29 protein-coding genes are annotated in these 26,943 nt (G+C 33.1%); 11 read left to right on the top strand and 18 right to left on the bottom strand.

All coding sequences use genetic code 11. The features are described from left to right. Nucleotides 1-161 precede the first annotated feature (161 nt). On the top strand, nt 162-1,781 hold the full coding sequence (gene pafA, locus B3C18_RS18390; RefSeq protein WP_291149915.1) for an alkaline phosphatase PafA: 1,620 nt from the start codon (nt 162-164) through the stop codon (nt 1,779-1,781). Nucleotides 1,782-1,898: 117 nt separating this feature from the next. Here the strand turns inward: pafA and ald are convergent, their stop codons facing one another. Next, nucleotides 1,899-3,017, bottom strand: coding sequence for an alanine dehydrogenase (gene ald / locus B3C18_RS18385; RefSeq protein ID WP_256635846.1), 1,119 nt, complete (start codon nt 3,015-3,017; stop codon nt 1,899-1,901). Nucleotides 3,018-3,217: 200 nt separating this feature from the next. On the opposite strand from ald, the gene B3C18_RS18380 reads away from it, so the two are divergent. Then, entirely contained in the window at nt 3,218-3,676 is a 459-nt protein-coding gene (locus tag B3C18_RS18380) for an Lrp/AsnC family transcriptional regulator (RefSeq protein WP_053474073.1), read from the top strand. Nucleotides 3,677-3,732: 56 nt separating this feature from the next. On the opposite strand, the gene B3C18_RS18375 is transcribed toward B3C18_RS18380, so the two are convergent. Continuing rightward, entirely contained in the window at nt 3,733-5,181 is a 1,449-nt protein-coding gene (locus B3C18_RS18375) for a glyceraldehyde-3-phosphate dehydrogenase (protein WP_291149911.1), read from the bottom strand. 213 nt (nt 5,182-5,394) lie between these two features. Then, the gene (locus B3C18_RS18370; RefSeq protein WP_291149908.1) at nt 5,395-6,795 is read right to left on the bottom strand and encodes a Do family serine endopeptidase; all 1,401 of its coding nucleotides are present in this window, start codon (nt 6,793-6,795) and stop codon (nt 5,395-5,397) included. Between the two features lie 172 nt (nt 6,796-6,967). Here B3C18_RS18370 and dapF point away from each other — a divergent pair, with 172 nt between their 5' ends. From dapF to B3C18_RS18345, 5 genes are all read left to right on the top strand, one after another. Next, nucleotides 6,968-7,750: a diaminopimelate epimerase gene (gene dapF / locus B3C18_RS18365; RefSeq protein ID WP_053474070.1), complete on the top strand. Its 783-nt coding sequence runs from the start codon at nt 6,968-6,970 to the stop codon at nt 7,748-7,750. A 79-nt stretch (nt 7,751-7,829) separates the two neighbouring features. Beyond that, the gene (locus B3C18_RS18360; protein WP_073484255.1) at nt 7,830-8,363 is read left to right on the top strand and encodes a GNAT family N-acetyltransferase; all 534 of its coding nucleotides are present in this window, start codon (nt 7,830-7,832) and stop codon (nt 8,361-8,363) included. A 10-nt stretch (nt 8,364-8,373) separates the two neighbouring features. Then, nucleotides 8,374-9,414 (top strand): endolytic transglycosylase MltG, encoded by a 1,041-nt coding sequence (mltG, locus tag B3C18_RS18355; RefSeq protein ID WP_291149905.1) that lies wholly within the window; start codon nt 8,374-8,376, stop codon nt 9,412-9,414. A gap of 2 nt (nt 9,415-9,416) precedes the next feature. Beyond that, nucleotides 9,417-10,334 carry a DUF2279 domain-containing protein gene (locus B3C18_RS18350; RefSeq protein ID WP_291149903.1) on the top strand — a complete coding sequence of 306 codons (918 nt, stop codon included), beginning with the start codon at nt 9,417-9,419 and terminating at the stop codon, nt 10,332-10,334. A 99-nt stretch (nt 10,335-10,433) separates the two neighbouring features. After that, nucleotides 10,434-11,078, top strand: a complete 645-nt coding sequence (locus B3C18_RS18345; RefSeq protein ID WP_053474066.1) for a hypothetical protein — start codon at nt 10,434-10,436, stop codon at nt 11,076-11,078. A gap of 49 nt (nt 11,079-11,127) precedes the next feature. Here B3C18_RS18345 and scpA read toward each other — a convergent pair whose 3' ends face one another. From scpA to dnaA, 12 genes are all read right to left on the bottom strand, one after another. Continuing rightward, on the bottom strand, nt 11,128-13,266 hold the full coding sequence (gene scpA, locus B3C18_RS18340) for a methylmalonyl-CoA mutase (protein WP_291149898.1): 2,139 nt from the start codon (nt 13,264-13,266) through the stop codon (nt 11,128-11,130). Nucleotides 13,267-13,321: 55 nt separating this feature from the next. Continuing rightward, on the bottom strand, nt 13,322-13,513 hold the full coding sequence (locus B3C18_RS18335; protein ID WP_291149895.1) for a hypothetical protein: 192 nt from the start codon (nt 13,511-13,513) through the stop codon (nt 13,322-13,324). Between the two features lie 11 nt (nt 13,514-13,524). Next, on the bottom strand, nt 13,525-14,892 hold the full coding sequence (locus B3C18_RS18330) for a methylmalonyl-CoA mutase subunit beta (protein ID WP_291149893.1): 1,368 nt from the start codon (nt 14,890-14,892) through the stop codon (nt 13,525-13,527). A gap of 16 nt (nt 14,893-14,908) precedes the next feature. After that, entirely contained in the window at nt 14,909-15,241 is a 333-nt protein-coding gene (locus B3C18_RS18325; RefSeq protein ID WP_056201594.1) for an FtsB family cell division protein, read from the bottom strand. Nucleotides 15,242-15,392: 151 nt separating this feature from the next. Next, complete coding sequence (udk, locus tag B3C18_RS18320) at nt 15,393-16,001, bottom strand: uridine kinase (protein ID WP_291149889.1); 609 nt, start codon at nt 15,999-16,001, stop codon at nt 15,393-15,395. Nucleotides 16,002-16,250: 249 nt separating this feature from the next. After that, nucleotides 16,251-17,132, bottom strand: a complete 882-nt coding sequence (locus tag B3C18_RS18315) for an SDR family oxidoreductase (RefSeq protein WP_165768099.1) — start codon at nt 17,130-17,132, stop codon at nt 16,251-16,253. 74 nt (nt 17,133-17,206) lie between these two features. Beyond that, nucleotides 17,207-18,334 (bottom strand): methionine aminotransferase, encoded by a 1,128-nt coding sequence (locus B3C18_RS18310; protein WP_291149884.1) that lies wholly within the window; start codon nt 18,332-18,334, stop codon nt 17,207-17,209. Between the two features lie 48 nt (nt 18,335-18,382). Then, nucleotides 18,383-18,850, bottom strand: coding sequence for an energy transducer TonB (locus B3C18_RS18305; RefSeq protein WP_291149880.1), 468 nt, complete (start codon nt 18,848-18,850; stop codon nt 18,383-18,385). A 46-nt stretch (nt 18,851-18,896) separates the two neighbouring features. Continuing rightward, nucleotides 18,897-19,349, bottom strand: a complete 453-nt coding sequence (locus tag B3C18_RS18300; RefSeq protein ID WP_349680589.1) for an energy transducer TonB — start codon at nt 19,347-19,349, stop codon at nt 18,897-18,899. Between the two features lie 21 nt (nt 19,350-19,370). Beyond that, entirely contained in the window at nt 19,371-20,084 is a 714-nt protein-coding gene (locus B3C18_RS18295; protein WP_073484276.1) for an SAM-dependent methyltransferase, read from the bottom strand. 76 nt (nt 20,085-20,160) lie between these two features. Continuing rightward, nucleotides 20,161-20,628: a low molecular weight protein-tyrosine-phosphatase gene (locus B3C18_RS18290; RefSeq protein ID WP_291149876.1), complete on the bottom strand. Its 468-nt coding sequence runs from the start codon at nt 20,626-20,628 to the stop codon at nt 20,161-20,163. A 9-nt stretch (nt 20,629-20,637) separates the two neighbouring features. Then, nucleotides 20,638-22,065, bottom strand: a complete 1,428-nt coding sequence (gene dnaA / locus B3C18_RS18285; protein WP_056201610.1) for a chromosomal replication initiator protein DnaA — start codon at nt 22,063-22,065, stop codon at nt 20,638-20,640. A 186-nt stretch (nt 22,066-22,251) separates the two neighbouring features. Here dnaA and B3C18_RS18280 point away from each other — a divergent pair, with 186 nt between their 5' ends. Then, nucleotides 22,252-22,656: an acyl-CoA thioesterase gene (locus B3C18_RS18280; protein WP_053474055.1), complete on the top strand. Its 405-nt coding sequence runs from the start codon at nt 22,252-22,254 to the stop codon at nt 22,654-22,656. 31 nt (nt 22,657-22,687) lie between these two features. On the opposite strand, the gene B3C18_RS18275 is transcribed toward B3C18_RS18280, so the two are convergent. From B3C18_RS18275 to ribD, 3 genes are all read right to left on the bottom strand, one after another. Continuing rightward, nucleotides 22,688-23,320 (bottom strand): IMPACT family protein, encoded by a 633-nt coding sequence (locus B3C18_RS18275; protein ID WP_291149869.1) that lies wholly within the window; start codon nt 23,318-23,320, stop codon nt 22,688-22,690. Between the two features lie 112 nt (nt 23,321-23,432). Next, nucleotides 23,433-24,035 carry an HAD-IA family hydrolase gene (locus tag B3C18_RS18270; protein WP_291149865.1) on the bottom strand — a complete coding sequence of 201 codons (603 nt, stop codon included), beginning with the start codon at nt 24,033-24,035 and terminating at the stop codon, nt 23,433-23,435. After that, nucleotides 24,028-25,077, bottom strand: a complete 1,050-nt coding sequence (gene ribD, locus B3C18_RS18265; protein WP_291149861.1) for a bifunctional diaminohydroxyphosphoribosylaminopyrimidine deaminase/5-amino-6-(5-phosphoribosylamino)uracil reductase RibD — start codon at nt 25,075-25,077, stop codon at nt 24,028-24,030. The genes B3C18_RS18270 and ribD overlap by 8 nt, the downstream gene beginning before the upstream one ends. 126 nt (nt 25,078-25,203) lie before the next feature. Between ribD and B3C18_RS18260 the strand changes: the two genes are divergently transcribed. From B3C18_RS18260 to B3C18_RS18250, 3 genes are all read left to right on the top strand, one after another. Beyond that, nucleotides 25,204-25,695 (top strand): GNAT family N-acetyltransferase, encoded by a 492-nt coding sequence (locus tag B3C18_RS18260; protein ID WP_291149858.1) that lies wholly within the window; start codon nt 25,204-25,206, stop codon nt 25,693-25,695. Nucleotides 25,696-25,772: 77 nt separating this feature from the next. After that, nucleotides 25,773-26,639: a peptide chain release factor N(5)-glutamine methyltransferase gene (gene prmC / locus B3C18_RS18255; RefSeq protein WP_291149854.1), complete on the top strand. Its 867-nt coding sequence runs from the start codon at nt 25,773-25,775 to the stop codon at nt 26,637-26,639. Between the two features lie 20 nt (nt 26,640-26,659). After that, complete coding sequence (locus B3C18_RS18250; protein WP_291149850.1) at nt 26,660-26,869, top strand: hypothetical protein; 210 nt, start codon at nt 26,660-26,662, stop codon at nt 26,867-26,869. Nucleotides 26,870-26,943: the final 74 nt, after the last annotated feature.

Below are 26,943 nucleotides of genomic sequence, written 5' to 3'. Positions count from 1 at the left end.
AAATCGGATAGGGTTTTTTGTTTTGTATTGATTTCCTAAAAGCAAACTTAGATTAAAAGATTAAACTGTTAAATTATAGTCAATTGTTTGTTCTTCATCATTCATACTTTAGAAGTTTTAAATAGGATTGAGTATTTTTGTGTTTAAATTATTTATTAAACATGAAGAAAAGTATTTTACTGTTGACACTTTTTGTTATTACAAATTTAAGTGCGCAACAACGTCCCAAATTAGTCGTAGGTATAGTAGTTGATCAAATGAAAATGGAATATTTATATCGATTTTCAGATGATTTTTCCCCAAATGGTTTTAAAAGATTAATGAATGATGGATTTGTTTTCCAGAATATGCATTATAATTATATGCCAACTTACACTGCGCCAGGACACGCTTCTATATATACTGGCACAACCCCTGCTACACACGGAATTGTTGGTAACGAATGGTTTAGCAGAACTCTAGGTAAAGATATGTACTGTACAGACGATGCTGGAGTGAAAACAGTTGGTGACGGAACTGTAGAAGAAGGCGCAATGTCTCCTAAAAATCTTCAAGCTACTACAATTACAGACGAAGTTCGTATGGCTACCAATTTTAATGGAAAAGTTATCGGAATGAGTCTTAAAGACCGAGGTGCAATTTTACCAGCTGGACATTTTGCAAATTGGGCCTTTTGGTATAGTAAAACCGGATCGTTTATTTCTAGTACTTTTTACGGAGAAAAATTACCGGAATGGGTATCAGAATTCAATAACGAAAAAAACTACCTAAAATATATTAATAAAGGCTGGGATTTGTACAAACCAGCTTCTGTATACAATGAAAGTCTTCCTGATAATAATCCTTATGAAGGTAAATTATACGGAAGCGCAGCACCAGTTTTTCCATATGACCTAAAATCAATGTATGAGAAAAATGATGCTGGAGTAATTCGTGCAACTCCTTATGGAAACGATTTACTTGCTGATTTCGCTAAAAGAGCTATCGAAAAAGAAAATCTTGGAAAAAATAATACTACGGATTTTTTAACGGTTAGTTTTTCTTCTACAGATTATGTTGGTCATTTACTTGGGCCAAGATCTATGGAACTTCAGGATACTTATTTAAGATTAGATCAAACCATTGCAGATTTTTTAGCATACTTAGATAAAACAGTTGGAAAAGGGAACTATTTACTTTTCTTAACTGCAGATCACGCAGGAGCGGAGAATGTAATTTATTTAAAAGATCGAAAGTATAATGTAGACAATTATCCTTCAAAAGATGTAAAGAAAAGTATGCAGGATTTCTCAACACAAACTTTCGGAGTTGATTTAATTTTAAACTATTCAAATTTCAATGTTTTCTTCAATAAACAAATTATAAAAGAGAAAGGTTTAGAATTAACAAAAGTTAAACAAGCTTTTAAAGAGTTCTTAATTTCTCAGCCACAAGTTAAAAAAGTGTATACAGAAGAAGAAATTTTAGCCAATGCCGGAAACGATTATTCTTTAAATTTTGTAGCTAAAGGTTATGATGTAACTCAAAATGGAGATCTTGTTATTGTTGACAAACCAGGAGATATCGAATATGCTACTACAGGAACTTCACACGGTACAATATATAGTTATGATACTCATGTTCCTGCGATTTTTTACGGATGGCATATTAAAAAAGGAGAATCTTACGATAAAAAGGTAATTACTGAAATCGCACCAACTATCGCACAAAAAATAAAAGTTACTTTCCCTAATGGAACTGAAGCAAAAGTATTGCAGGAAGTTTTAGATGAAAAGAAATAAAATATAAAAGAATGAAAACCTGTCTGAAAAGACAGTTTTTTTATGGCATAAAAAAGGCTTTTCATTACGAAAAGCCTTTTACTTTATTGCTTAGTAAGCACTTATTTAATACTGGCACTATGCGTTTGCCAATACTAATTCTTCATTAAAAGGAAGGTTCCATGCTTCAGCAACTCCTTTGTAAAGGATTTTTCCGTTAGCAATATTTAAACCTTTTTTCAATTCTTCGTTTTCTGCACAAGCTTTTTCCCATCCTTTGTTTGCTAATTGTACTGCGTAAGGCAAAGTAGCATTAGTCAAAGCTAAAGTTGATGTATAAGGAACAGCTCCTGGCATATTTGCTACACAATAGTGTACGATATCGTCAATAATAAAAGTTGGATTTTCGTGAGTTGTAGGAGTACAAGTTTCAATACATCCTCCTTGGTCAACAGCAACGTCAACAACAACAGTTCCCGGACGCATTAATTTAAGCATATCACGTGTAATTAAGTGAGGTGCTTTTGCTCCTGGAATTAAAACTGCTCCAACAATTAAGTCAGCATCTTTAATTGCTCTCGTAATGTTATAGTGATTAGACATTTCTGTATTTACGTTTGCTGGCATGATGTCATCTAATTGACGTAAACGAGGCAAACTTAAATCCATAATAGTAACCTGAGCTCCTAAACCAGCAGCCATTTTTGCTGCTTGAGTTCCAACAATTCCTCCACCTAAAACTAATACTTTTGCTGGCGGAACACCCGGAACACCACCTAAAAGAATTCCTCTTCCTTTTAATGGTTTTTCAAGATATTTTGCTCCTTGCTGAATAGCCATACGACCAGCAACTTCAGACATTGGAACTAATAATGGTAAACTGCGGTCTGTTTTTTCAACAGTTTCATAAGCTAAACAAACGGCACCTTTTTCAAGCATTGCATGAGTTAATGGCTCAGATGAAGCAAAGTGGAAATAGGTAAATAATAATTGATCTTTTTTGATTAATTCATATTCAGATGCAATTGGTTCTTTTACTTTAATGATCATTTCTGCAATTGCATAAACTTCCTCAATAGTTGGTAAAACTACAGCACCAGCTTGCGCATATTCTTCATCAGCAAAACCACTACCTAAACCAGCAGTAGCTTGTACATAAACTGTATGTCCATGTTTTTTCATTTCAGAAACACCAGCAGGAGTTAAAGCAACTCTGTTCTCGTTGTTTTTTATTTCTTTTGGAACACCTATTATCATTTGATATATTTTTTTGTTTTTTATTGAATTTGTTTTACAAAGCTACAGAGAGAGAATAAATTATGGTTTACTGATTAATAAATAAGAAAATATTATTTTATTTTTTACTTTTACAGAAAATTATTCTGTTTTGACCTATAATTTATTCTTCAAAAAGAAAAAAAAACTAAAAAATACTACTCTAATAAAACGTTTTCGTTATGGCTTTAGATGAAATTGACAAAAAAATCTTACGTCTTTTACAAGAAGATGCACACTACACATTAAAAGACATCGCAAACAAAATAAATTTGTCTTTAACTCCGGTTCACGATCGGGTGAAACGTCTTGAAAAAGATGGGATTATAGAAAAATACGTTACGATTTTAGACAAGAAAAAACTCGGAAATAATTTAACGGTTTACTGCCAGGTTACGCTTACCAAACAGACTTATGATACCTCAGAAGGATTTAATCAGTCCATTTTAAATTTACCTGAGGTTGTGGAGTGTAATTACGTTTCTGGAAACTTTGATTATATGCTTAAAATAATCATTCCAGATATGGAAAGCTATCATCACTTTCATCAAAAAAAATTATCTGTTTTACCTGAAGTTTCACTTATAAATACCGTATTTGTAATATCAGAAGTAAAGAGTACAACGGTTTTACCTATTTAATAAAAAACAAAAACCACCAAGTAAACTTGATGGTTTAAGTAAGTAGTTAGATTGAATTAATAATAAGTATAACGTCTTACTTTGGCAATATATTTTGCAAGACGAATAACTTGATGACTATAACCGTATTCATTATCGTACCAAATATAAAGTACAATGTTTTTTCCATCCTTTGAAACAATAGTGGCATTACTGTCATAAATTGAAGGAGCAGAAGTTCCCACAATATCAGATGAAACCAATTCATTATTCAGTGAATATTTAATTTGCTCTACCAGTTCTCCTTCAAGAGCATATTTTTTCATGATTTTATTGATTGCTGTAATCGACGTTGCTTTTTTAACTTCTAAATTTAATACTACCAAAGATCCATTAGGAACAGGAACCCGAATAGCATTTGAAGTTAATTTTCCTTCTAAAGATGGTAAAGCTTTTGAAACAGCATTTCCGGCGCCAGTTTCAGTAATAACCATGTTTAAAGCAGCAGCTCTCCCGCGACGGTATTTTCTATGCATATTATCAACCAAATTCTGATCGTTGGTATAAGAATGAATAGTTTCTAAATGTCCTTTTACAACACCCAGAGTATCTTCAATAACTTTTAAAACCGGCGTAATGGCATTTGTTGTGCAGGATGCCGCAGAGAAAATATTATTTTCATCTGGATTATAGTCATTATGGTTAACTCCGTGCACAATATTTGGAACACCTTTTCCCGGAGCAGTCAATAAAACTTTATTAACCCCATTTGACGTTAAATGTCTTTTTAAAGCTTCTTCAGTTGTAAATGCTCCTGTATTATCAATTACTAAAGCATCATTAATTTCATATTCCGTATAATCAATTTCTTCTGGAGAATTTGCAGAAATAATATGAACTGTAGTTCCATTAATTATTAGCGCATTGTTTTTAGCATCAGCAATTACAGAACCTTGAAAGTCTCCGTGAATAGAATCATAACGTAATAAAGAAGCACGTTTTTCTAAAGTTACAGCGTCATTTTTATCTCGGGTCACAATCGCTCTTAAACGCAATTGATTTCCTTTTCCGGTTTTAGACATTAATTCTCTGGCTAATAAACGTCCGATTCTTCCAAAACCATAAAGAACAACATCTTTAGGCTGAATTTCTTGCGAAGATTTTGATTTTTTCAATTTTTCGATCACAAAATACCTTGCGTCCGGATATTTCTCATCTTCTAAATGATACTCGTAAGTTAATTTTCCAAGATCTATTTTCGCAGGCGGAAGATCTAAAGACAAAACAACTTTTGCGATTTCGACAGAATCGAAAATAGTGATAGGTTTGCCCACAAATTCGCCCGCATATTGATGAAGATTGATAATATCGCTGACATTTTTATCCAATAATTGATTTTTAAATAAAACCATTTCGATGGATTTGTCATACCATAAATCACTTATCACTTTAATTAATTCGACGCCAGCTCTTCTTCGGTCGACTTGTAATGATACCTCTTTTTGGTACAAAGAATTTTTGCTCATAATTGATTAAATTGAAATAATAAAACACTCACTTATTTTATAATTTGGCGCAAAAGTATCCATTTCAATCGATTTCGTAAACTATTTTAGGATTTATTTTTCAAAATAAAAAAGCCACCTTAATTTCTTAAGATGGCTTTTTTTTTAAAGTTTTCAGTCGCAGTCTCAGTTTACAGTTTTAAAGAACTGAATACTGTGACTGCAAAATTGAGACTAAATAATAATTCTAAATATCTCTCCGTTTTTATTGATCATTTCGATACGGACACTTTGTCCTTCGTCTTTTTTGTTTAAAAGTTTAGAAACAGTTTCAACATTTGTTACTTTTACGTTATCGATGCTCAAAATAATATTTCCCTGCAATTCATTTTGGTACTGCATTAAATTCTCATTTGTGATGTTTTTAATTTTTACACCATAATCAATTTTGAATTTCTTTTTATCAGCAGCATCAATATTTTCTAATTCAATTCCTTTAAATTCAGTGCTGAAAAACTCATTTTTGCTTAAAGTAACCGGAACAGTCTTCGTTTTCCCGTCTTTAATATAAGTTACTTTTACAACGTCATTCGGGCGTTTTGTGTTGATGTAACCTGAAAGATCAGCAAAAGTCGAAATATTTTGCTCGTCCAGTTTTACAATAATATCACCTTTTGCAAGTCCGGCTTTTTCTGCACCAGAATTTTTAGATACTTTATTAATGTAGAAACCTTGCGTTTCAGTAATTCCTAATTCTTTTGAAGCTGTACTATTTAATTCACCGCCTTCAACACCCAGAATTCCTCTTTGAACATTTCCATATTCCATAATATCCTCAATAATTTTTCGAGCGATATTTGACGGAACTGCAAAAGAATATCCTACATACGATCCTGTCATAGACGAAATCATTGTATTAATTCCAATTAATTCACCTCTTGTATTTACTAATGCACCACCAGAATTCCCTGGATTTACAGCCGCATCAGTTTGAATAAAAGACTGGATACCGCTCTGGTCTAAATTTCTGGCTTTCGCCGAAACAATTCCCGCAGTTACAGTTGAAGTTAAATTATATGGATTACCAACTGCTAAAACCCATTCTCCAATTTTTACAGAATCAGAATTTGCAAAAGCAGTATAAGGTAATTTTTCATCGGCACTAATTTTTAATAATGCGATGTCCATTTTAGAATCTGTACCAACTAATTTAGCTTTGTACGATTTTTTATTGTTCAGGGTAATTTCAATTTCAGATGCATCTTTAATAACGTGATTGTTGGTCACGATATATCCATCTTCAGAAATAATAACACCAGATCCGGTTCCTACTTGTTCTTGCTGCTGCTGCCCGCCATAACCGTAGAAAAATTCCATCATAGGATTGCTAACCGTTCTTCTCGAAACATTTTTTACGTGAACAACCGTGTGAATCGTTTTATCTGCAGCTTCGGTAAAATCAACTGCTTCTCCGGGTAATCCAACGGTTCTTCCGTATGAATTAGGAGCCAGAGTAACAACAGAGTTTCCTTTTCCAAAAAAAGAATCACTGCCGTCAAATAATAACTTGTAAGCACCAAGCGTAGTAGCACCGCTTAGTAGTGAAACTAGAAATAAGGTTGAAAATCTTTTCATATTACATTTATGTTTTTGAGTTATTTAGGGATTTGTTTTTAACATTTATAACGTAAAATTATACCAAAAAATTATTTGAGAAAACGGTTTAACTCTCTTTAACATTGATTAACATTTCATTAATTAATCTTCGGAGTTTCTTCGTACTTTTGTATTTCTTAATGAATAAAAAATGCAAGTAGAATTTTATAAATATCAAGGTACAGGCAACGATTTTGTAATGATCGACAACAGATCTAATTTCTTCCCAAAAGAAGATGTGAAGTTGATTGAACGCTTGTGCGACAGACGTTTCGGAATTGGAGCTGACGGCCTAATTTTGTTAGAAAATGATTCTGAAACTGACTTTAGAATGGTTTACTATAATTCAGATGGAAACCAAAGTTCAATGTGTGGAAATGGCGGACGCTGTCTGGTAGCTTTTGCAAATCAGTTAGGAGTTATCGACGATAAAACTACTTTTATTGCTACAGATGGTTTACACCATGCTTCAGTAGGAAATGATGCAATTGTTTCGCTTCAAATGATTGATGTTGATAAAGTGCAAAAAAACGACTCTTATACTTTTTTAGATACCGGATCTCCACATCACGTGCAGATTGTTGACGATTTAGAACATTATAATGTAAAAGAAAACGGAGCGGCTATTCGTTACGGAGATTTATACGGAGAAAAAGGAAGCAACGTTAATTTTGTAAAAAAAGTAGATGATGATACTTTCTCTCTTCGTACTTACGAAAGAGGAGTTGAAGACGAAACTTTAGCCTGCGGAACCGGAGCAACAGCCGTAGCAATAGCTATGAATGCAATTGGACAAACTGACAAAACCTCAATTAACTTAAATGTTGAAGGAGGAAAACTTGTCGTTTCTTTTGATAAATTAGGAGATCATTTTACCAATGTTTTTCTAACCGGACCAGCAAAATTTGTTTTCAAAGGTACAATTGAAATATAATCAACGATGTCAGTCTGAGCGAAGACAAATTCCAAAATCAGCAATCTAAAATCAACAATCTAAAATCTAAAATCACAAAATGATCACACTCAAAGGCGAAACCATTTATCTGCGTGCACTTGAACCTGAAGATTTAGGGTTTGTGCATTCGATGGAAAATGACCAAAGCATTTGGGAAGTCAGCAATACCAATACACCTTATAGTCGGTTTTTGATTCGTCAATATCTTGAAAATGCACAACAGGATATTTATGAAGCCAAACAATTACGCTTGGCAATTTGTCAGGACGAAGATTTTCCGGCGATTGGATTGATAGATTTATTTGAATTTGATCCAAGAAATAACAGGGCGGGAGTTGGTATTGTCATTCAAAAAAATAAAAACAGAAGACAAAATATTGGTTCTGAGGCATTAGAACTTCTTATTAAATATTCTTTTTTTAATTTAAATCTGCATCAGCTTTATGCAAATATTAGTACAAATAATGAAGCAAGTATAGCACTTTTTACTAAATTTGGTTTTGAGAAAATAGGAATTAAAAAAGACTGGATTTTGCTAAATAACCACTATCAAGATGAAGCAATTTTTCAGTTAATCAATAAAAACATTTAAACTAATAGCTTTGAAATTAAAAAAAATAATCACACTAGCTGCTGTAGCTGTAATTTCTGTTTTACTGATTTACGGTTTTATTTTAATCAGCCAAATTTTTAGTGCCAATACAAAATTTGAAGAAAAAGAAGTTTACGTTTATGTTCCAACTGGGGCAAATTATACTGATGTAAAAAAAATATTAGAACCATATATCAAAAACTTTGACAATTTTGAACTGGTTGCCAGCAAAAGAAGTTATCCTGAAAATGTAAAATCAGGACGTTTTCTTTTGAAAAAAGACATGAATAACATTGACTTAGTTCGTGCAATGCGTTCAAATGTTCCCGTTAAATTAGCTTTTAACAATCAGGAACGTCTGGAAAACTTTGCAGGAAGAGTTGGTTCTGAAATCGAAGCAGACAGTTTATCTTTAATGAAAGCTTTTAAAGATCCTGAATTTTTAGCTGCAAACGGATTTAATGAAGAAAATGTTTTCGCTATGTTTATTCCAAATACATACGAAGTATATTGGAACACATCTGCAGAAAAATTCCGTGATAAAATGATCAAGGAATATCACAATTTTTGGACAGATAAAAGAATTGAAGAAGCAAAAAAACAAGGTTTAACTCCGGTTCAGGTTTCTATTTTGGCTTCTATTGTTCACAAAGAATCAGTTAAAAAAGACGAAAGACCTCGTATTGCAGGCGTTTACTTAAACCGTTTACGTTTAGAAATGCCATTACAGGCAGATCCAACTGTAATTTATGCTTTAAAATTAAGAGACAATAATTTTGATCAGGTTATAAAACGAGTTTTTTATAATGATTTGGTTATGAAGTCTCCATACAATACTTACGTTAATATCGGCCTTCCTCCGGGACCAATTGCTATGGCAGATATTACGGCGCTTGAAGCAGTTTTAAACCCAGAGAAAAACGATTACATCTATTTTTGTGCAAGCGTTGATCGTTTTGGTTACCATGAATTTGCTTCAAATTATGCAGAGCACACAAAAAATGCAAAAAAATATTCAGACTGGATTGCTAGTCAAGGCGTAACAAGATAGTTTTGAATTTAAAAGAATACCTTTTATTATCGGTTTTATTTATATTAAGCTTTCAATCTTTTTCTCAAAGTAAGATTGAAAGCTTTTTAACTCCATCGGATACCTTAAATAAAAAAAGACAAAACACAGTAATAGTAACCGAAACCGCTTTGGCTTCGGCTACTTTACTGAGTTTAAATCAAATTTGGTATGCCGATTATCCAAGATCAAAGTTTCATTTTATAAATGATAACAACGAATGGCTTCAAATGGATAAAGTAGGACATATGTATTCTGCTTATCATTTAGGAAGATTTGGTGCCGAAATGCTAAACTGGAGCGGCGCTGATCAAAAAAAACAATTAATTTACGGTGCAGGTTTAGGCTTTGCCTTTTTAACTGCGGTTGAAGTTTTAGATGGATATTCATCACAATGGGGAGCTTCTCCGGGTGATATTATTGCTAATGCTACAGGAACAGGATTGTACGTTTCTCAGGAATTATTGTGGAAAGAACAGCGTATCATTCCAAAATTTTCATTTCATACAACGCAATATGCGAGTATGCGACCGAATCTTTTAGGAAAATCATTAAATGAACAGATTTTAAAAGATTATAACGGACAAACTTATTGGCTTTCTGTCAATCTTCAATCTTTTGCAAAAGAGAGCAAAATTCCGAAGTGGCTGAATGTTGCTTTTGGATATGGAGCCGAAGGAATGATTTCCGGAAATGTTCAGGATGATATTCCAATTTCGGTTGAAAACCCAGAAAGATATCGTCAGTTTTTTCTTTCATTTGATGTGAATTTAGCTAAAATTGACACAAAATCGCATTTTTTGAAAACTATTTTTTCTGTTTTTAACACGATAAAAATTCCGGCGCCAACTCTCGAATACTCCGCCAATAAAGGCTTCAAAGCACATGCGCTCTATTTTTAATTTGAGTTAAACTACTGAATATCAGATTTTTTTGTTTTTCATTACCTTTGCACCGTAGAAATTTCAAAAAGGTGACAGCGTTTTGAAGAAAAACAATTTATGATAAAGAAGTGGTATTTTTATGCGAGTTTAATCGTTATTATTACATTTTTGAGTTTGGGTTTTAAACCCTTTAGTGTCGAAACCAAACCGTGGTTTCTAACAGAAAAAACAGATGGATCAGAATACATTTTTCCATCTTTAGAAAAGGATGATTATCCTAAAGTAAATCTAAACGTCCCATACACTGGAAATCATCTTATCGGTTTTAAAGAAGCAGTAGCTTTCAAAGAATCACAGGGAAAATACCGAATGGTAAATTCGCTGGGTTACATGGGAAAATATCAATTTGGTTCAAAAGCATTACGCGCCATTGGAGTCAGAAATGAAAAAGACTTCTTAACAGATCCGGCATTACAGGAAAAAGCTTTTGTTGCGTTATTATCCAAAAACAAATGGATTTTACGTAATGAAATCGAAAAGTACGAAGGAAAAGTTATTAATGGTGTCGAAATTACAGAATCTGGTATTTTAGCAGCTGCGCATCTAGGAGGTGCAGGATCAGTAAAAAACTTTTTTAAACATGGAGGAAACAGGCATTTTAGAGATGCTTTCGGAACTTCTTTAAAAAGTTATATGCGAGATTTTGCCGGCTATGATCTTTCTTTTATTGAAGCAGACAGTAATGCGACAATAAACGATTAAAAAACAAAAAAAATCCCGAATGATCATTCGGGATTTTTTTTTGAATATTTTAGTCAATTAAGATTTCTAAAATTTTAATAGCCGCTTCACTTATTTTTGTTCCTGGCCCAAATACAGCTGCTGCGCCTGCATCAAATAAAAATTGATAGTCCTGCGCGGGAATTACACCACCCACAATTACCATAATATCTTCGCGATCGTGTTTTTTAAGCTCTTCAATAACCTGCGGAACTAATGTTTTATGCCCCGCAGCAAGTGATGAAACGCCTAAAATATGAACATCATTTTCTACAGCCTGTTTCGCCGCTTCGGCTGGAGTTTGAAATAACGGGCCTATATCCACATCAAAACCTACATCAGCATAACCGGTTGCCACTACTTTTGCACCGCGATCATGACCATCTTGTCCCATTTTGGCAATCATAATCCTTGGGCGTCTTCCTTCTTGTTTTGCAAAAGCATCTGCTAACTGTTTTGCTTTTTCAAAATTCTCGTCGTTTTTTATTGCTGCACTATACACACCGCTAAATGATTTAATTTGCGCTTTAAACCTTCCGAAAATAGTTTCAAGGGCGTCACTTATTTCACCTAATGTAGCTCTGTTTCTGGCAGCTTCAACAGCGATTTCTAATAAGTTTCCTTCTCCGGTTTTAGCACAATGAATTAATTTTTCAAGTGATTGATTTACTTTTTCAGTATCTCTTTTTGCTTTAATATTTTCAAGTTGCTCTATTTGTTGTTTACGAACCATTTGGTTGTCAACATCTAAAATATGCAGCGGATCTTCTTTATCTAGCCTAAATTTATTGACACCAACAATAATATCCTGTCCGCTGTCAATTCTGGCCTGCTTTCTTGCAGCCGCTTCTTCAATTCGAAGTTTCGGAATTCCGGCTTCAATTGCTTTTGTCATGCCGCCCAGTTCTTCAACTTCTTCAATTAATTTCCAAGTACTTTCTAAAATCTCATTCGTCAAAGATTCCACGTAATAACTTCCGCCCCAAGGGTCAACGGTTTTAGTGATTTTAGTTTCTTCCTGTAAATAAATCTGCGTATTTCGTGCAATTCTCGCCGAAAAGTCAGTTGGCAAAGCAATTGCTTCATCAAGTGCGTTGGTGTGCAAAGACTGCGTTCCACCAAAAGCTGCTGCAGTAGCTTCAATACAAGTTCTGGCTACATTATTAAACGGATCTTGTTCTGTTAAACTCCAGCCACTGGTTTGGCAGTGTGTTCTTAATGCCAATGATTTATCGCTTTTTGGGTTAAACTGCTGTAATAGTTTTGCCCAAATCATTCTGCCGGCTCTCATTTTTGCAATCTCCATAAAATGATTCATCCCAATTGCCCAAAAGAAAGACAAACGGGGAGCAAATTCATCAATCGTCATTCCAGTCGATAAACCTGTTCGAATATATTCTAAACCATCTGCTAAAGTATAAGCTAATTCAATATCTGCCGTTGCTCCAGCTTCCTGCATATGATATCCTGAAATTGAGATAGAATTGAATTTCGGCATTTTTTTGCTAGTAAATTCAAATATATCGGCAATAATTTTCATCGAAGGCGTTGGAGGATAAATATAAGTATTACGGACCATGAATTCCTTCAAAATATCATTTTGAATAGTTCCCGAAAGTTTGTTCAATTCGACACCTTGTTCTTCTGCTGCCACAATATAAAATGCCATAATGGGTAAAACGGCACCGTTCATGGTCATAGAAACTGACATTTCATCAAGCGGAATTTGATCGAATAATACTTTCATATCTTCAACAGAATCGATAGCAACTCCGGCTTTCCCAACATCTCCAACAACTCTTTCGTGGTCTGAATCGTAACCGCGATGCGTTGGTAAATCAAAAGCTATGGAAAGTCCTTTTTGACCTGCAGCAAGATTTCGTCTGTAAAAAGCATTACTTTCTTCTGCAGTCGAAAATCCGGCGTACTGACGAATTGTCCACGGACGACGAACGTACATTGTAGCGTAAGGTCCGCGTAAATTGGGCGTAAAGCCAGCTCCGAAATCCAGAAACTCTAAATCCTCTATATCTTTTTCAGAATAGCTTTTTTTAAGTTCAATTCCTTCGGCTGTGGTGAAGTTATGAGTTATGGGTTTTGAGTTATGAGTTTGTTCATTTAACTCATGACTTTTAACTTCTAACTTTATATGTTTAAGGTCTTTTCTCAATTTTAAAATTATTTCTTAGAATAGGTTCAATTCGCTTTCAATTTCTTTTATGGTCTTAATTTTCTTTTCGTTTTAAATACTTAGTTAAATAAAGAAAAATTGCAAATACTAAAGCAAAAATTAATGGCAGAACTCTCATTTCTGTTTTTATATTATGACTTGATGCACCTATGATTATCCACATAAAAAGAGATGATAAAATTAAAATCATCAAAATAATTCTTGTAATAATTTTAAGTGTTTTCATTATGTATTTAATTATTTTTCTTCAGATTCTAAACGTTCTTGTTCCAGTTTTTCAGCTAATCTTTTTTCTATAATGGGCGTAATTAACGTTTTTCTAGGTTTGATTTTTACAAAAGGAAACAATTCTAAATCGTGTTTCATTCTGTCTTCTTTGTTCGGATATTTATTGGTTCCTAATAAAACTTCTTTTTTAGAATCGAATAATTCCTGTTCTTTAGCGGCACTTTCCTGAATTTTCTTTTTGATCGTTCCGTCGTTTAAAAGTTTCAGGAAACCTCCGTCAGCTTCAATATCTTTAAATAAGTTTAAACTCTTTTCTGCTAATTGCATTGTTAAACTTTCAATATAATAACTTCCATCGGCTGGATTATCGACTTTGTCAAAATAACTTTCATGTTTTAAAACTAAAAGCTGATTTCGGGCAATTCTATCTCCAAATTCGTTGTCTTTGTGATATAAAGCATCGTAAGGTAAATTAGCGACAGCATCGGCTCCGCCTAAAATTGCCGACATGCATTCGGTTGTAGTACGAAGCATATTGACGTTATAATCGTAAATAGTTTTATTTCGTTTGGTTGGTGTAACTAAAAAATGACAATCTAAATCAGAATTGTATTCTGCAGCTATTAATTTAAAAAGCATTCGCAAAGCACGAAGTTTTGCAATTTCAAAAAAGTAATTAGTTCCAACAGCTATTTCAAAAACAATTGGTTTTACTGAAGTTGAAAAACGGTTTAAATATTCATTAGCATGCGCTAAACTGTAGGCAATTTGCTGTGTGATATTGGCTCCTGAATTTTGATACAAACCTAAATCTACACTTAGAAAAGGTAGATTAGTTTGGTTTGAAATTTTTTCAAGTGTTTCAAAATTATTTTTATCCGATGTTGTAAACCAGTTTCCGTCGCGGGCTAATTGTCCAATTGGATCAAGATTGCAATAAAAAGTTGCGTTTTTTTGTGTAGCAATAACGTCCAGTTTTTTTACGAAATCGATTGAGAGAAAACTCAAATGAAAATAAATGGTTTTATTTTCTAAAGGAAGATTTTCTAATAATTTTTGAATGTCGGTATTTTCGTTTTGAATCGTAAAACGTAAACTTTCGGCACCTCTTTCAATCGTATTTATTGCTCTGCTGATAGATTTCTCTACATCGTGAACAAATATGTTTTGACAGATTTTAAATTCTGAAGCCTGAGTTTGAACAGCAGCACTTTTGGTAAATTCGTCGCTGTGATAAAAAGGTTTTACCTGAATATCTTCTGGAGAATTCCAAATTACGGTTTGGTTATAATCGGCTCCATCTAATTCAAACTGAATTTTTTGTTTCCATTGTTTGGATGAAATCGGATTAAAAACGTCGAATAGGTTAGTGGCCATTTAGTGTTTTTTGTGTTTATTCTTTATCTTGAATGGTATCTCCTTCAAACTGGATGATGTAAATATCTTCGCTGTCTTTTTTCATAAAGTACTTTTCGCGAGCATATTTTTCTATTTGTTCAGGATTTTTAAGTTGTTTGATCTGTTCCTGATCTTTCTTTATTTCTTCCTGATAATATTTTTTATTGTCTTGTAATTCATTGATCTGTCCGTCTAAAAAGCGATGATCAAAATAGGAATAATTGTCTAAAAATAACATCCAGATTACAAAAAACAGCAAAACCCAGACGTATTTATTGCCTAGAAATCGGAACCATTTTTTGTCTTTATATGGATTTTTTATTTTCATTTTTTATAAACCTGTTATTTCTTTTGAATTCAATTGGTCTTTTTAGCCCCGATAGAAGTGAAAATCCTTTTGTGCCAGGGTTCGGCACAAAAGATTGTAACGTATAGCGGGATTAGCTCCTAATTATTATGGTTTAAATTTACGATAAAAATTATGAAATTCTCTGATTAATTACAGCGCGAACTACATCAATTGCTACCGTATTGTATTTGTCATTTGGGATAATAATATCTGCAAATGCTTTTGATGGTTCGATAAATTGCTCATGCATAGGTTTTAACGTGTTTTGATAACGTGTTAAAACTTCGTCAATATCGCGCCCGCGTTCTGAAATATCTCTTTTTAAACGACGGATTAATCTTTCGTCAGAATCGGCATGAACGAATACTTTGATGTCGCAAAGTTCTCTTAGCTCAGGATTTGTTAAAATTAAAATACCTTCAACAATCATTACTTTTCTTGGATGTGTTGAAACCGTATCGTCAGTTCTATTATGCTGAATAAAAGAATATACCGGCTGATCTATTGTTTCTCCCACTTTTAAAGCTTTTAAGTGTTTTACTAATAATTCAAAATCAATCGCACGCGGGTGATCAAAATTAATTAATGCTCTTTCGTCAAATGATAAATTATCGGTTTGTTTATAGTACGAATCCTGAGAAATTACGCCGACTTCAGTGTCTGGTAATTCGTTCATGATTTGGTGTACTACCGTTGTTTTTCCACTTCCTGTTCCTCCTGCAAGTCCAATAATGAGCATAAAATTTTTGTTTGATATTTGTTTGGCAAAAATAATAATTTAACTGAATTGCTAAACATATTATGTAATTTAACCATATAAGTAATGTAAGTAAATTTAAGCTAGCAGATATTTAAACAAACGACTGCTTAATTGAACTTATATCACTTATATGGTGAAAAAATAAAAAATCCCGAAAGTAAACCTTCGGGATTTGGTGCAATCAGTATAGTTTTAATAAAATATTCTGAATTTAGTAAGCACTTGTAATTATTTGTTCTTCTTTGCTTTAATCATCATTTCAAGCTGATCCCAAAGTTCTTCGGGAATTGCTTCTAATAAATTGAATTGTCCGGCACCTTTTAACCATTCGCCGCCGTCAATTGTAATTACATCACCATTTACATAAGCTGAAAAATCAGACACTAAATAAGCTGCTAAATTGGCTAATTCCTGATGATCTCCCACACGTTTCAATGGTACTTTTTTTGCCATATCGAACTTTTCTGCAAGATCTCCCGGCAATAATCTGTCCCATGCGCCTTTAGTAGGGAATGGTCCAGGAGCGATTGCGTTAGAACGAATTCCGTATTTTGCCCATTCTACAGCAAGACTTCTTGTCATGGCTAAAACTCCTGCTTTTGCAGTCGCACTTGGCACCACATAAGCAGACCCTGTCCAGGCATAAGTTGTTACAATATTTAAAATCGTTGCCGATGTTTGTTTAGTGTCAATCCAGTGTTTTCCAAAGGCCAGCGTACAGTTTTTAGAACCTTTAAGTACGATATCTATAACAGTATCAAATGCATTTGCAGATAAACGTTCTGTTGGAGAAATAAAATTTCCGGCTGCGTTGTTCAAAAGAACGTCCACTTTTCCAAAAACTTTTAAAGTTTCCTGAAGCATATTTTCTACTTCTTCATAATGACGAACGTCACATTGAAGCGGTAAACATTTTCCGCCAGTTTCACTTTCAAGCTCTGCTGCAGTGGTTTTCAGCTTTTCTAAATCTCTTGAAGTTATCGCAACTTGTGCGCCTAATTCAAGAAAATATTTAGTCATTGCTTTTCCTAAACCGCTTCCGCCGCCTGTAACTACAATGACTTTTCCTTTTAAAGCGTCGTCACGTAACATTTTATCTGTATAGCTCATACTTTTCTTTTTTTACAATATTAATTAAAAAAATAGGATGCACGCATAATATTGTTATAAAATTTTGATAAACTTTATATATCACATAGTTTTTTTGCGGCAGATTCTAAAGTAAAATCGTCTTTGGCAAAGCAAAAACGTATTAATTTTTGATCTTTATGATCGGAGTAAAAAGTTGAAATAGGAATCGCGGCAACACCGTGATTGATGATTAGATTTTTGCAGAATGTTACATCATCTTCATCTGAAATATTAGCATAAGAAGCAACCTGAAAATAAGTTCCTTCGCATGGTTTTAGCTCAAATCGACTGTTTTGAAGCAGTTTCTGGAAATAATCTCTTTTTTCCTGATAGAATTTTCCAAGTAAATTAACATCAACAACATCTAAATATTCGCTGATCGCAAATTGTGAAATGCTGTTTACGCTGAAAACTAAAAACTGATGTACTTTTTTGATTTCTTTCATTAAATATTCGGGAGCAATCGTGTAACCAATTTTCCAGCCTGTAATATGAAATGATTTCCCGAAAGAAGAAACCATAATGCAGCGATCTAAAAGAAAGCTTTTGTTATGTGCCGAAATATGTTTTTCTTCGAAAGTAATGTATTCATAAACTTCATCAGATAAAACAATGATATCAGGATGCTTTGAAAGTATTTTTTCAAGCTGAAGAAAATCAGCCTCATTTAATATTTTTCCTGTTGGATTATGCGGATTATTGATGATAATCATTCGGCTTTTTGCAGAACAGGCTTTTTCGATTGTTTCCCAATTTGGCGTGTAATCGTCGTTTAGCGCGACACGAACTGGTTTTGCTTTGCAAAGTAAAACCGGAGATTCGTACGAATCATAACTTGGATCGAGAATAATTACTTCATCATTTTCTTTTACCAAAGCTAAAATTGAAGTAAAAATTCCTTGTGTTGCACCAGCCGTAACCAAAAGTTCTAAATCTGGATTGATTGTTCTGTTATAAGAACTCTGAGTTAATACTGCAATTTTATTCATCAATGGCGGATAACCTGCCATTGGTGTATATTGATGGACGTTTTCCTTTGATAATCGGGCAACAATATCCGTCAATCTTTCATCAACAGGGAAATTTGGAAATCCTTGAGAAAGATTTATTGCATTGTATTCAGCTGCCATTTTTGACATTACCGTAAAAATACTTGTAGTTACGTTTGGGAGTTTACTCATGATAAAGTTTGATTAAGGAAACTTACGGATTGAATAGAAATTGAAGTCTTACTCTTGATGATTATCTACAGGTATCGATAGATAGTAAAGAACTCTAATGAGTCTGTGATTATGGGTTCCGGGAATCCATTTAGGTGCTTTTTTTAAAACACGAATAGCTTCGTTTCCTGTGCCGTGCCCCACATCTTTAATAACTTTTATGTTACTCAGAGTTCCGTCTTTTTCAACTACAAAATTTACTTCGACTATACCTTTTACATGAGCCTCTTCATCGGGATAAAAAAAATTATTTCTGATATATTTTTGAAATCTCACGATTCCTCCTTCAAAATCTGGTTTTACATCTACGGAGTCAATATTATAAATTGTACTTGTTTTAGCACTATTGTTTTGAGAAAAACCATGTTGAGCAAAACAAATCAAAATCAGAATTAGAAACTTTTGCATTCTATTGTTAGCTGCCATTTTTGACATTACCGTAAAAATGCTTGTAGTTACGTTTGGGAGTTTACTCATGTTGAAGTTTGATTAAGGGAAAACTTGTGTGAGAAAGCAGACAATATTAATTTACAGCTATTGGCATAGAGTACAAAACTCTAACGACCTTATCATTTTGTTTTCCAGGTGTCCATTTTGGAGATTCTTTTAACACTCTAATAGCTTCTGCACCCGTTCCATACCCAAGGTCTCTTAAGATTTTTATATCAGTTAAAGACCCATCTTTTTCGATAATAAAAGTGGCGTAAACCCTTCCTTTTAGATCCTTTTGTGGATTTTTATAATTGTCTTTTAAGTATTTATTTAAAGCTTCTTGACCTCCGGGAAATTCAGGTTTTACTTCTATACCAGCGGTATTATAAACTGGATTGTCTTCTTCTACAACTACACCGATTGGCATATAAGGTAGATCCTCAGTATTTTTAGGAGATGTTTTTTCAGAAGAATCTTTTGTAGTTGCTTGGGAAAAAATATTTTGTGCGAAGCAAATTAAAATCAGGATTAAAAACTTTTTCATTATGATGGTTTTAAAGTTAGTTTACATTTTATGAATAATAAAAATCGTCGGTCGATTATGTAAATCTACTTTTAATTTTTTCCAATCCGAAATTTTCATTGTTTTTATGAATTCTGTTGGCAATGTAATATCTGTCGCAATACATAAATGTGTTGAAGGATTTACGATTTGCAAAATATCTTCAACTAATTTATTGTTTCTATAAGGCGTTTCAATAAAAATTTGTGATTGGTTTTTATCCTGAGATAATTTCTCAAAATGCCTCAATGCCGATTTTTTCTCGTCTTTATCAATAGGTAAATAACCGTTGAAAGTAAAACTCTGCCCATTCATTCCAGAAGCCATCATAGCCAATAGGATAGAAGAAGGACCAACTAAAGGTACAACCTGAATTCCTTTTTCGTGTGCCAGTTTTACAATTACAGCGCCGGGATCAGCAACGCCCGGACATCCGGCTTCGCTCATTAGTCCCATATTTTTTCCTTCTAACAAAGGTTTTATAAAATCTAAATGTTCACTTGGTTCTGTTCTTTTGTTTAGGGTAAAAAGTACCAATTCCGATTGTTTTTTTTCTGGATAAACTGCTTTTATAGATTTTCTTGCTGTTTTATCATTTTCAACAATATAATGGTCAATAAGTTCTATTGCTCTTCTTACGGTTTGTGGTAAAACATCCATCGGATCGCTTTCGCCCATTGTGGTTGGAATTAGATAAAGTTTTCCTAGAAGTTTCATTTTGAGATATTTTATAAATTAAAACAAAAAATGTATTTCAATTATATAGTAAGGTATAATTGAAATACAAATTTAATTATGAATGTTTTTCGATAAGTTTTTGGGCAATTATTTCAGAGACTTCGTCCAGCATTTGATACACATTATCAAATCCGTTAGCGACTCCGTAATATGGATCTGGAACATCTACATTTTCGTCTGGAAATAATTCGTTTAGAATAAGACGAACTTTGTTTTTATGTTCAGGAGTTTTGGCAAGATGAAGTAAGTCGCGCAAATTAGAACTGTCCATAACGTAGATATAATCGAATTCGTCAAAATCAGAAACTTTAAATTGTCTTCCTTTTTGACCGTCAATACATAGACCGTTTTTTTGTGCAACAGCAATCGAACGTTTGTCTGGAGCGTGACCAATATGCCATGATCCTGTTCCGGCAGAATCAACAATAAATTTGTCTTTAGGTAATTTTGATGCTAAAATTCCTTCTGCTAAAGGAGATCTGCAGATATTTCCTAAACAAACCATTAAAACTTTTACTGGCATGATTCGCGTTTATAGCGTTAGTTTTTTGTTGATGTCTTCGACAAATTTTTTGAATTGTTTGTCTGTAGAAACTAAGTTATCAACGGTTTTACAAGCATGTAAAACGGTAGCGTGATCGCGGTCTCCAATTTGTGAACCAATGTTTGCCAAAGAAGCTTTTGTAAATTTCTTTGCAAAAAACATGGCCAATTGTCTTGCCTGAACAACGTGTCTTTTTCTGGTTTTAGATTGAAGTGTTTCAATGTCCAGCTGAAAATAATCAGACACAATTTTTTGGATATAATCGATAGAGATTTCTCTCTTTACGTTTTTAACAAATTTTTCAACTACACTTTTTGCTAATTCAAGCGTAACTTCTTTTTTATTGAAAGAAGATTGAGCGATTAACGAGATAATAGCACCTTCAAGTTCTCTTACGTTAGATTTAATATTCCGCGCAACATATTCTAAAATATCTTCCGGCATATCAACACCATCACGATATAAAATGTTTTTTAAGATCGAGATACGGGTTTCGTAATCAGGCTGGTGCAATTCTGCAGACAATCCCCATTTAAAACGAGATAACAAACGCTGCTCAATATCCTGCATATCTACAGGAGCTTTATCAGAAGTTAAAATTACCTGTTTTCCGTTTTGGTGTAAATAGTTGAAAATGTGGAAAAATACGTCCTGAGTTCCTGACTTTCCAGATAAAAACTGAACATCATCAATAATCAAAACGTCGATTAATTGGTAAAAATGAATGAAATCGTTACGATTATTCTTTTTAACCGAATCAATATATTGTTGTGTGAAAATTTCGGCAGAAATATATAAAACCGTTTTTTCAGGATATTTATCTTTTACTTCAACACCAATAGCGTGTGCTAAGTGTGTTTTTCCTAAACCAACTCCTCCAAAAATCAATAACGGATTAAATGAAGTTCCTCCAGGTTTATTGGCAACAGCCATACCCGCAGAACGCGCTAAACGGTTTGAATCTCCTTCAAGGAAATTATCAAAGCTGTAATTAGGATTTAACTGAGATTCAATTTTTAAATTTCTGATACCCGGAATTACAAACGGATTCTTAAGTTCAGGATTTAAGTTTTTAAACGGAGCGTCAACTTCTTGCGGTTTCATAGGAACTCTGTTAGAACTTGGCAGCTGCTCGGTAAACGGCTGTTTATTTCCATAAGTGTTCTCCATTTTAATTTTATAGAGTAACTTTGCGTTTTTTCCCAGTTCTTTGGTAAGCGCAACTTTCAATAATTTTACGTAATGCTCTTCGAGCCATTCGTAGAAAAATTTACTTGGTACTTGAATATATAACGCGTTGTCGGTTAGCTCAACTGATTTGATTGGTTCAAACCAAGTTTTGTATGCTTGATCTTGAATATTGTCCTTTATAAAAGACAAACAGTTTTCCCATACCGATTGAGCAGTTTTAGTCATAGATTCAAATAAATTTTTTTATTATTGATAAAGATTCTCCTATAAAATAGGAGCAAAATTTTTCCGTTTTTCAGGATAACAAATATGTGAACAAATTTCTGTAAAAAAAAATATTTTGGTATCTAATTTTATAAAAAAATGTTGTAAGAGAACTTCAGTAATTTTAAATTTTTTAATGTATAAATAATGAAAAATCATCAAACGCAAGTGCGTGTTCGTTACTCCGAAACTGACCAAATGGGCGTCGTTTATCACGGAAATTATGTGCCTTATTTTGAAATTGGACGTGTGGAATGGCTTAGAAATAAAGGGATTTCGTACGCAAGTATGGAAGAAAGCGGAATTGGACTTCCAATTGTTTCGATGCAGATCAACTATAAAAAATCAGCACGTTATGATGAGCTTTTAACAATTCATACGACATTCAAAAGTCAGTCGTCTGTTAAGATCGAATTCGACTGCGAAATCTATAATGAGGCAAATGAGTTATTAACAACCGCAGTGTTTATTTTAGTATTTATTTCGTTAAAAACGGGTCGCCCAACTGCTCCTCCAGATTATATTTTGGAATTGTTTAAAACGCTAACGTAATTGTTAAAACGAAAGATGTTTTTATACTAAATTACACAATTTTAATATCGATTTCAAACATTAAATCAAAAATGTCGAATATAGATTCGGCATTTTTTTTTCGTGTTTTGGTTATTATCTTGCCAATTGGCAGTCCGGAATCTTCATCCATTTCCATTTCCTGAGAAATTATGTCCAGTTTTTTTTCCTTTATAACCCTCATCACCTTGTTCATGTTTTTGTAGTCAAAAGAAATTAAAAACTGAACATCAATTGTTTTTTCAACAATTTCACAAACTTCTAATGTCATTTGCGCCGTTGTTCGATAAGCCGCGATTAAACCGCCAACGCCTAATTTTGTACCGCCAAAAATACGAACCACAACTATAAGAATGTTGGTTACTCCAAAAGATTGTATTTGTCCATATATAGGAGCGCCGGCAGTATTACTTGGTTCTCCATCATCGTTGGCACGATACGAAATTTTTGGAGCCGTACCCAATTGATAAGCATAACAATAATGTACAGCATGCGGATGAAGTTTTCTTAAATCCTCAATAATCGGTTTTACTTCATCGTCAGTTTCTATAGGAAATGCGTAACCAAAGAATTTGCTTCCTTTTTCTTTAAAAAGAACTTCCTCAGATGCACTGGCAATGGTTTGATACGTATCGTTATATTCCAAATCTAATATTCTAAATTATTTTTTTTAGCCACAGATTAAAGGGATTAAAAGGATTTTTTTAACTGATGTAAATAATCTGTGTGAATCCTTTTAATCTGTGACCAAATATCTTTTATAATAATTCTTTGTCAAACAAATCAACTACATCTTCCTTGCCTACTTGTAAATTCCAAACCTGTAAACCTAATGCTGCAGCGGCATCAGTGTTTTCTTTTTTATCATCAACAAATAACGTTTGCTCCGCAATTAAATTATGTTCATCAATTAAATGTTGAAAGGACTCCGCATTTGGTTTTCGTTTTCTGATTTCAAAAGAGAAATGAACTTTCTCAAAACAATTATAGAAATCAGTATAAAAAGGAATCCCAACCGTTTTTTCAAAAGTACCAATATGAATAGCATCTGTATTACTTAATAAAAACAAACGATATTTTTTTGAAAGCTCTTTTAAGAAATCTAATCGATAAGAAGGGAAATCAGCTAAAACCGCATTCCAGGCTTTTAGGATTTCTTCAACTGAAGCATTCGGAAGCTGTTTTTGAAATCCGCTTATAAAATCATCGTAGGAAACATCTCCGGTTTCATACAATAAATTCAAGCGGTCAAGTTCAGCGTTCCATTCTGTCAAACCTAAATTTTGCAATCCAGAAATTGTTCCTTGTTTGTCTAAATTGATAAAAATATCTCCAAAGTCAAAAATTATCGTATCAATCATTATTTCTTACGTATATTAATTCGTCGTTTTGAATATAAGTTTTAATGGCATTTTTCTTTTGAAGTTCTGGTGCTTTTGTTCCTTTTTCAAAAGTATTTTTTCCAACAAAAATTCTGGCTTCATCCCAAATATTTTGATCTATAAAAGACTGCAAAGTCTGCCTTCCGCCTTCAATAATTATAGATTGAATTTGATGCTGATATAAAACAGATAAAATATTCTCAATCAGATTTTTATTAAAATCAATCTTTTCAAAAATCGTGTTTTCAGTCGAAACATTATTTTCAGATTTCGAAAATACAATCGTTTTTACGCTGTCATCAAAAACAAAACTATCTTTTGAAATTCGGTTGTTTTGATCTAAAACCACCCGAACAGGATTATTTCCTGACCAATCGCGAACATTCAATTTCGGATTATCATCAACAACCGTCTGCGTGCCAGCTAAAATAGCCTGCTCTTCACTTCGCCATTTATGAACCAATTGTCTGGAATATTGATTAGTAATCCAAACTGGTTTACGTTCTTGATCTTCTTCTTTTTCGGGAGCTAAAAATCCGTCCTGACTTTCTGCCCACTTTACTATAATATAAGGTCTCTTTTTTTGGTGAAAAGTAAAAAAGCGTTTGTTGAGTTCGTTGCATTCATCTTCTAAAATGCCTACGGTTACATTTGCTCCAGCTTCAACGAGTTTTTTAATTCCTTTTCCGGCCACTTTTTCGTTAGGATCAACCGTTCCAATAACCACATTCGGAATCTCGTTTGCAATAATTAAATCACAGCAAGGCGGCGTTTTTCCAAAATGTGAACAAGGTTCTAAACTAACATAAATTGTAGCTTTTTTTAATAACGATTTATCTTTTACAGATCGAACCGCATTTACTTCGGCGTGTGGTTCGCCGGCTTTTTTGTGCCAGCCTTCACCAATAATTTTATCTTCATAAACAATTACACTGCCTACCATTGGATTTGGATAAGTTGTTCCAAAACCATTTTTAGCAAGTTCAATGCATCGTTTAATATATTTCTCATGTATATTCACCCTGCAAAAGTAATTATTTTTGAGTTTTGAGTCTAATATTGCAATTATTGTTGTGAAACAAAACAAAATGTTATGAAACTATCGAAAAAGTATTTTTATTTTTGTAGATACAAGTGAAAAAATAAAATGAGAAATTGGGTTATCAGAAAAATTAAAAAAGAAGACAATCAGGCAGTTGCAAAATTAATACGATCTGTTTTTGACGAAATGGAAATTCCAAAAGTGGGAACCGCTTATGCAGATCCATATTTAGATTTAATGTTTGAAGAATACAATAAATCGCAATCAGTCTATTTTGTAGTTGAAAGTGAAGGCGAAATTTTAGGCTGTGCCGGAATTGCGCCGTTGGAAAATGGCGATCCTAAAATTTGTGAGTTGCAAAAAATGTATTTTTTACCAGAAGTTCGTGGATTAGGAATTGGAAGTAAAATGATGGATGAATGCCTAAATGAAGCCAGGAATTTTGGTTTTGAAAAATGTTACATAGAAACAATGCCGTTTATGCATGCGGCACAAAAGTTATATAGAAAATCAGGTTTTGAATATTTAGATGAACCAATGGGTTGTACCGGGCACAATTCTTGCCCAGTCTGGATGTTGAAAGATTTGCAGAACTAATTGTAATGAATTGGTTTTGTGAAATATTATATGAAGAATAATTAGCTTTGGCTGAAAAATAATACGCAATAAACGCAATGAAAATCAAACAATATCGTACTCAGTTTATTAAAGAGTTATCTCCTTTGTACGATGCGTACGAAGCAGAAAGTTTTTTCTATTTAATTTTAGAAGATAAACACAGGCTGCGTCAAATAGATTTGGCTTTAAATCACGAATTATTTTTTTCTGAGTCAGATTTTGCTGTTTGGGAACTATTGTTAGCACAGCTAAAAAAAGAAGTTCCAATTCAGTATTTATTAGGTAAAACCAGTTTTTACGGTTTAGAATTTGAAGTAAACGAAAATGTTTTGATTCCAAGACCGGAAACTGAAGAATTAGTCGAATGGATTATCAACGAAAATAAACCATTCGATAAGACCAAAAAACTAAAAATTCTTGATATAGGCACCGGAAGCGGATGTATTGCCATTTCGCTGGCTAAAAATCTGCCTCATGCAGATGTATATGCTATCGATGTTTCAAAAAAAGCAATAGAAACTGCAAAACGAAATGCCAACAGAAACAAGGTTGATGTTACTTTTATGTTTCAGGATATTTTAGAAACAGAAGAATTGAAATGTCAATTTGATATAATTGTTTCAAACCCGCCTTATGTACGAAATCTTGAAAAAGAAGAAATAAAGAAAAATGTTCTCGATTACGAACCACATTTAGCATTATTTGTAGACGATAATGATGCATTGGTTTTTTACAGAAAAATTGCTTCTTTAGCACATAATAATCTCTTAGAAAATGGGCAATTATACTTTGAAATCAATCAATATTTAGGAAAAGAAATGATTGATTTATTAGGTAAAATGGATTTTATAAATATCGATCTTAGAAAAGATATCTACGATAACGACCGCATGATTTCCTGCAAGGTTTCCAAAACCTTGTAGGTATTTTTATTCTATAGCTAATGAAATTACAAATTAGGAATTTTAATACACATCAAATATCTGAAAGATTTGATATCGAAATTCCTTCTGACAATTCTTCAGATTTAAAGATTTGCTATGTTGATTTTGAGTTTGAAGAAATACCAGAATATAACATTAATGCAAAATTTTTTCTCAATGAAAATAATTTGAAATTAGACGATTTAGCTTTGTTTATTTCAAAAATGTAAATCTAATTTTCTTCAGATTTATTTATCAATGGGGAATAATTGATTTGAAAAATAAAAGGTTGAAAAGAAATGTA

The organism is Flavobacterium sp. UBA7680 (assembly GCF_002482975.1).
GTDB lineage: Bacteria > Bacteroidota > Bacteroidia > Flavobacteriales > Flavobacteriaceae > Flavobacterium.
This window is presented reverse-complemented; position numbering and strand designations above follow the sequence as displayed.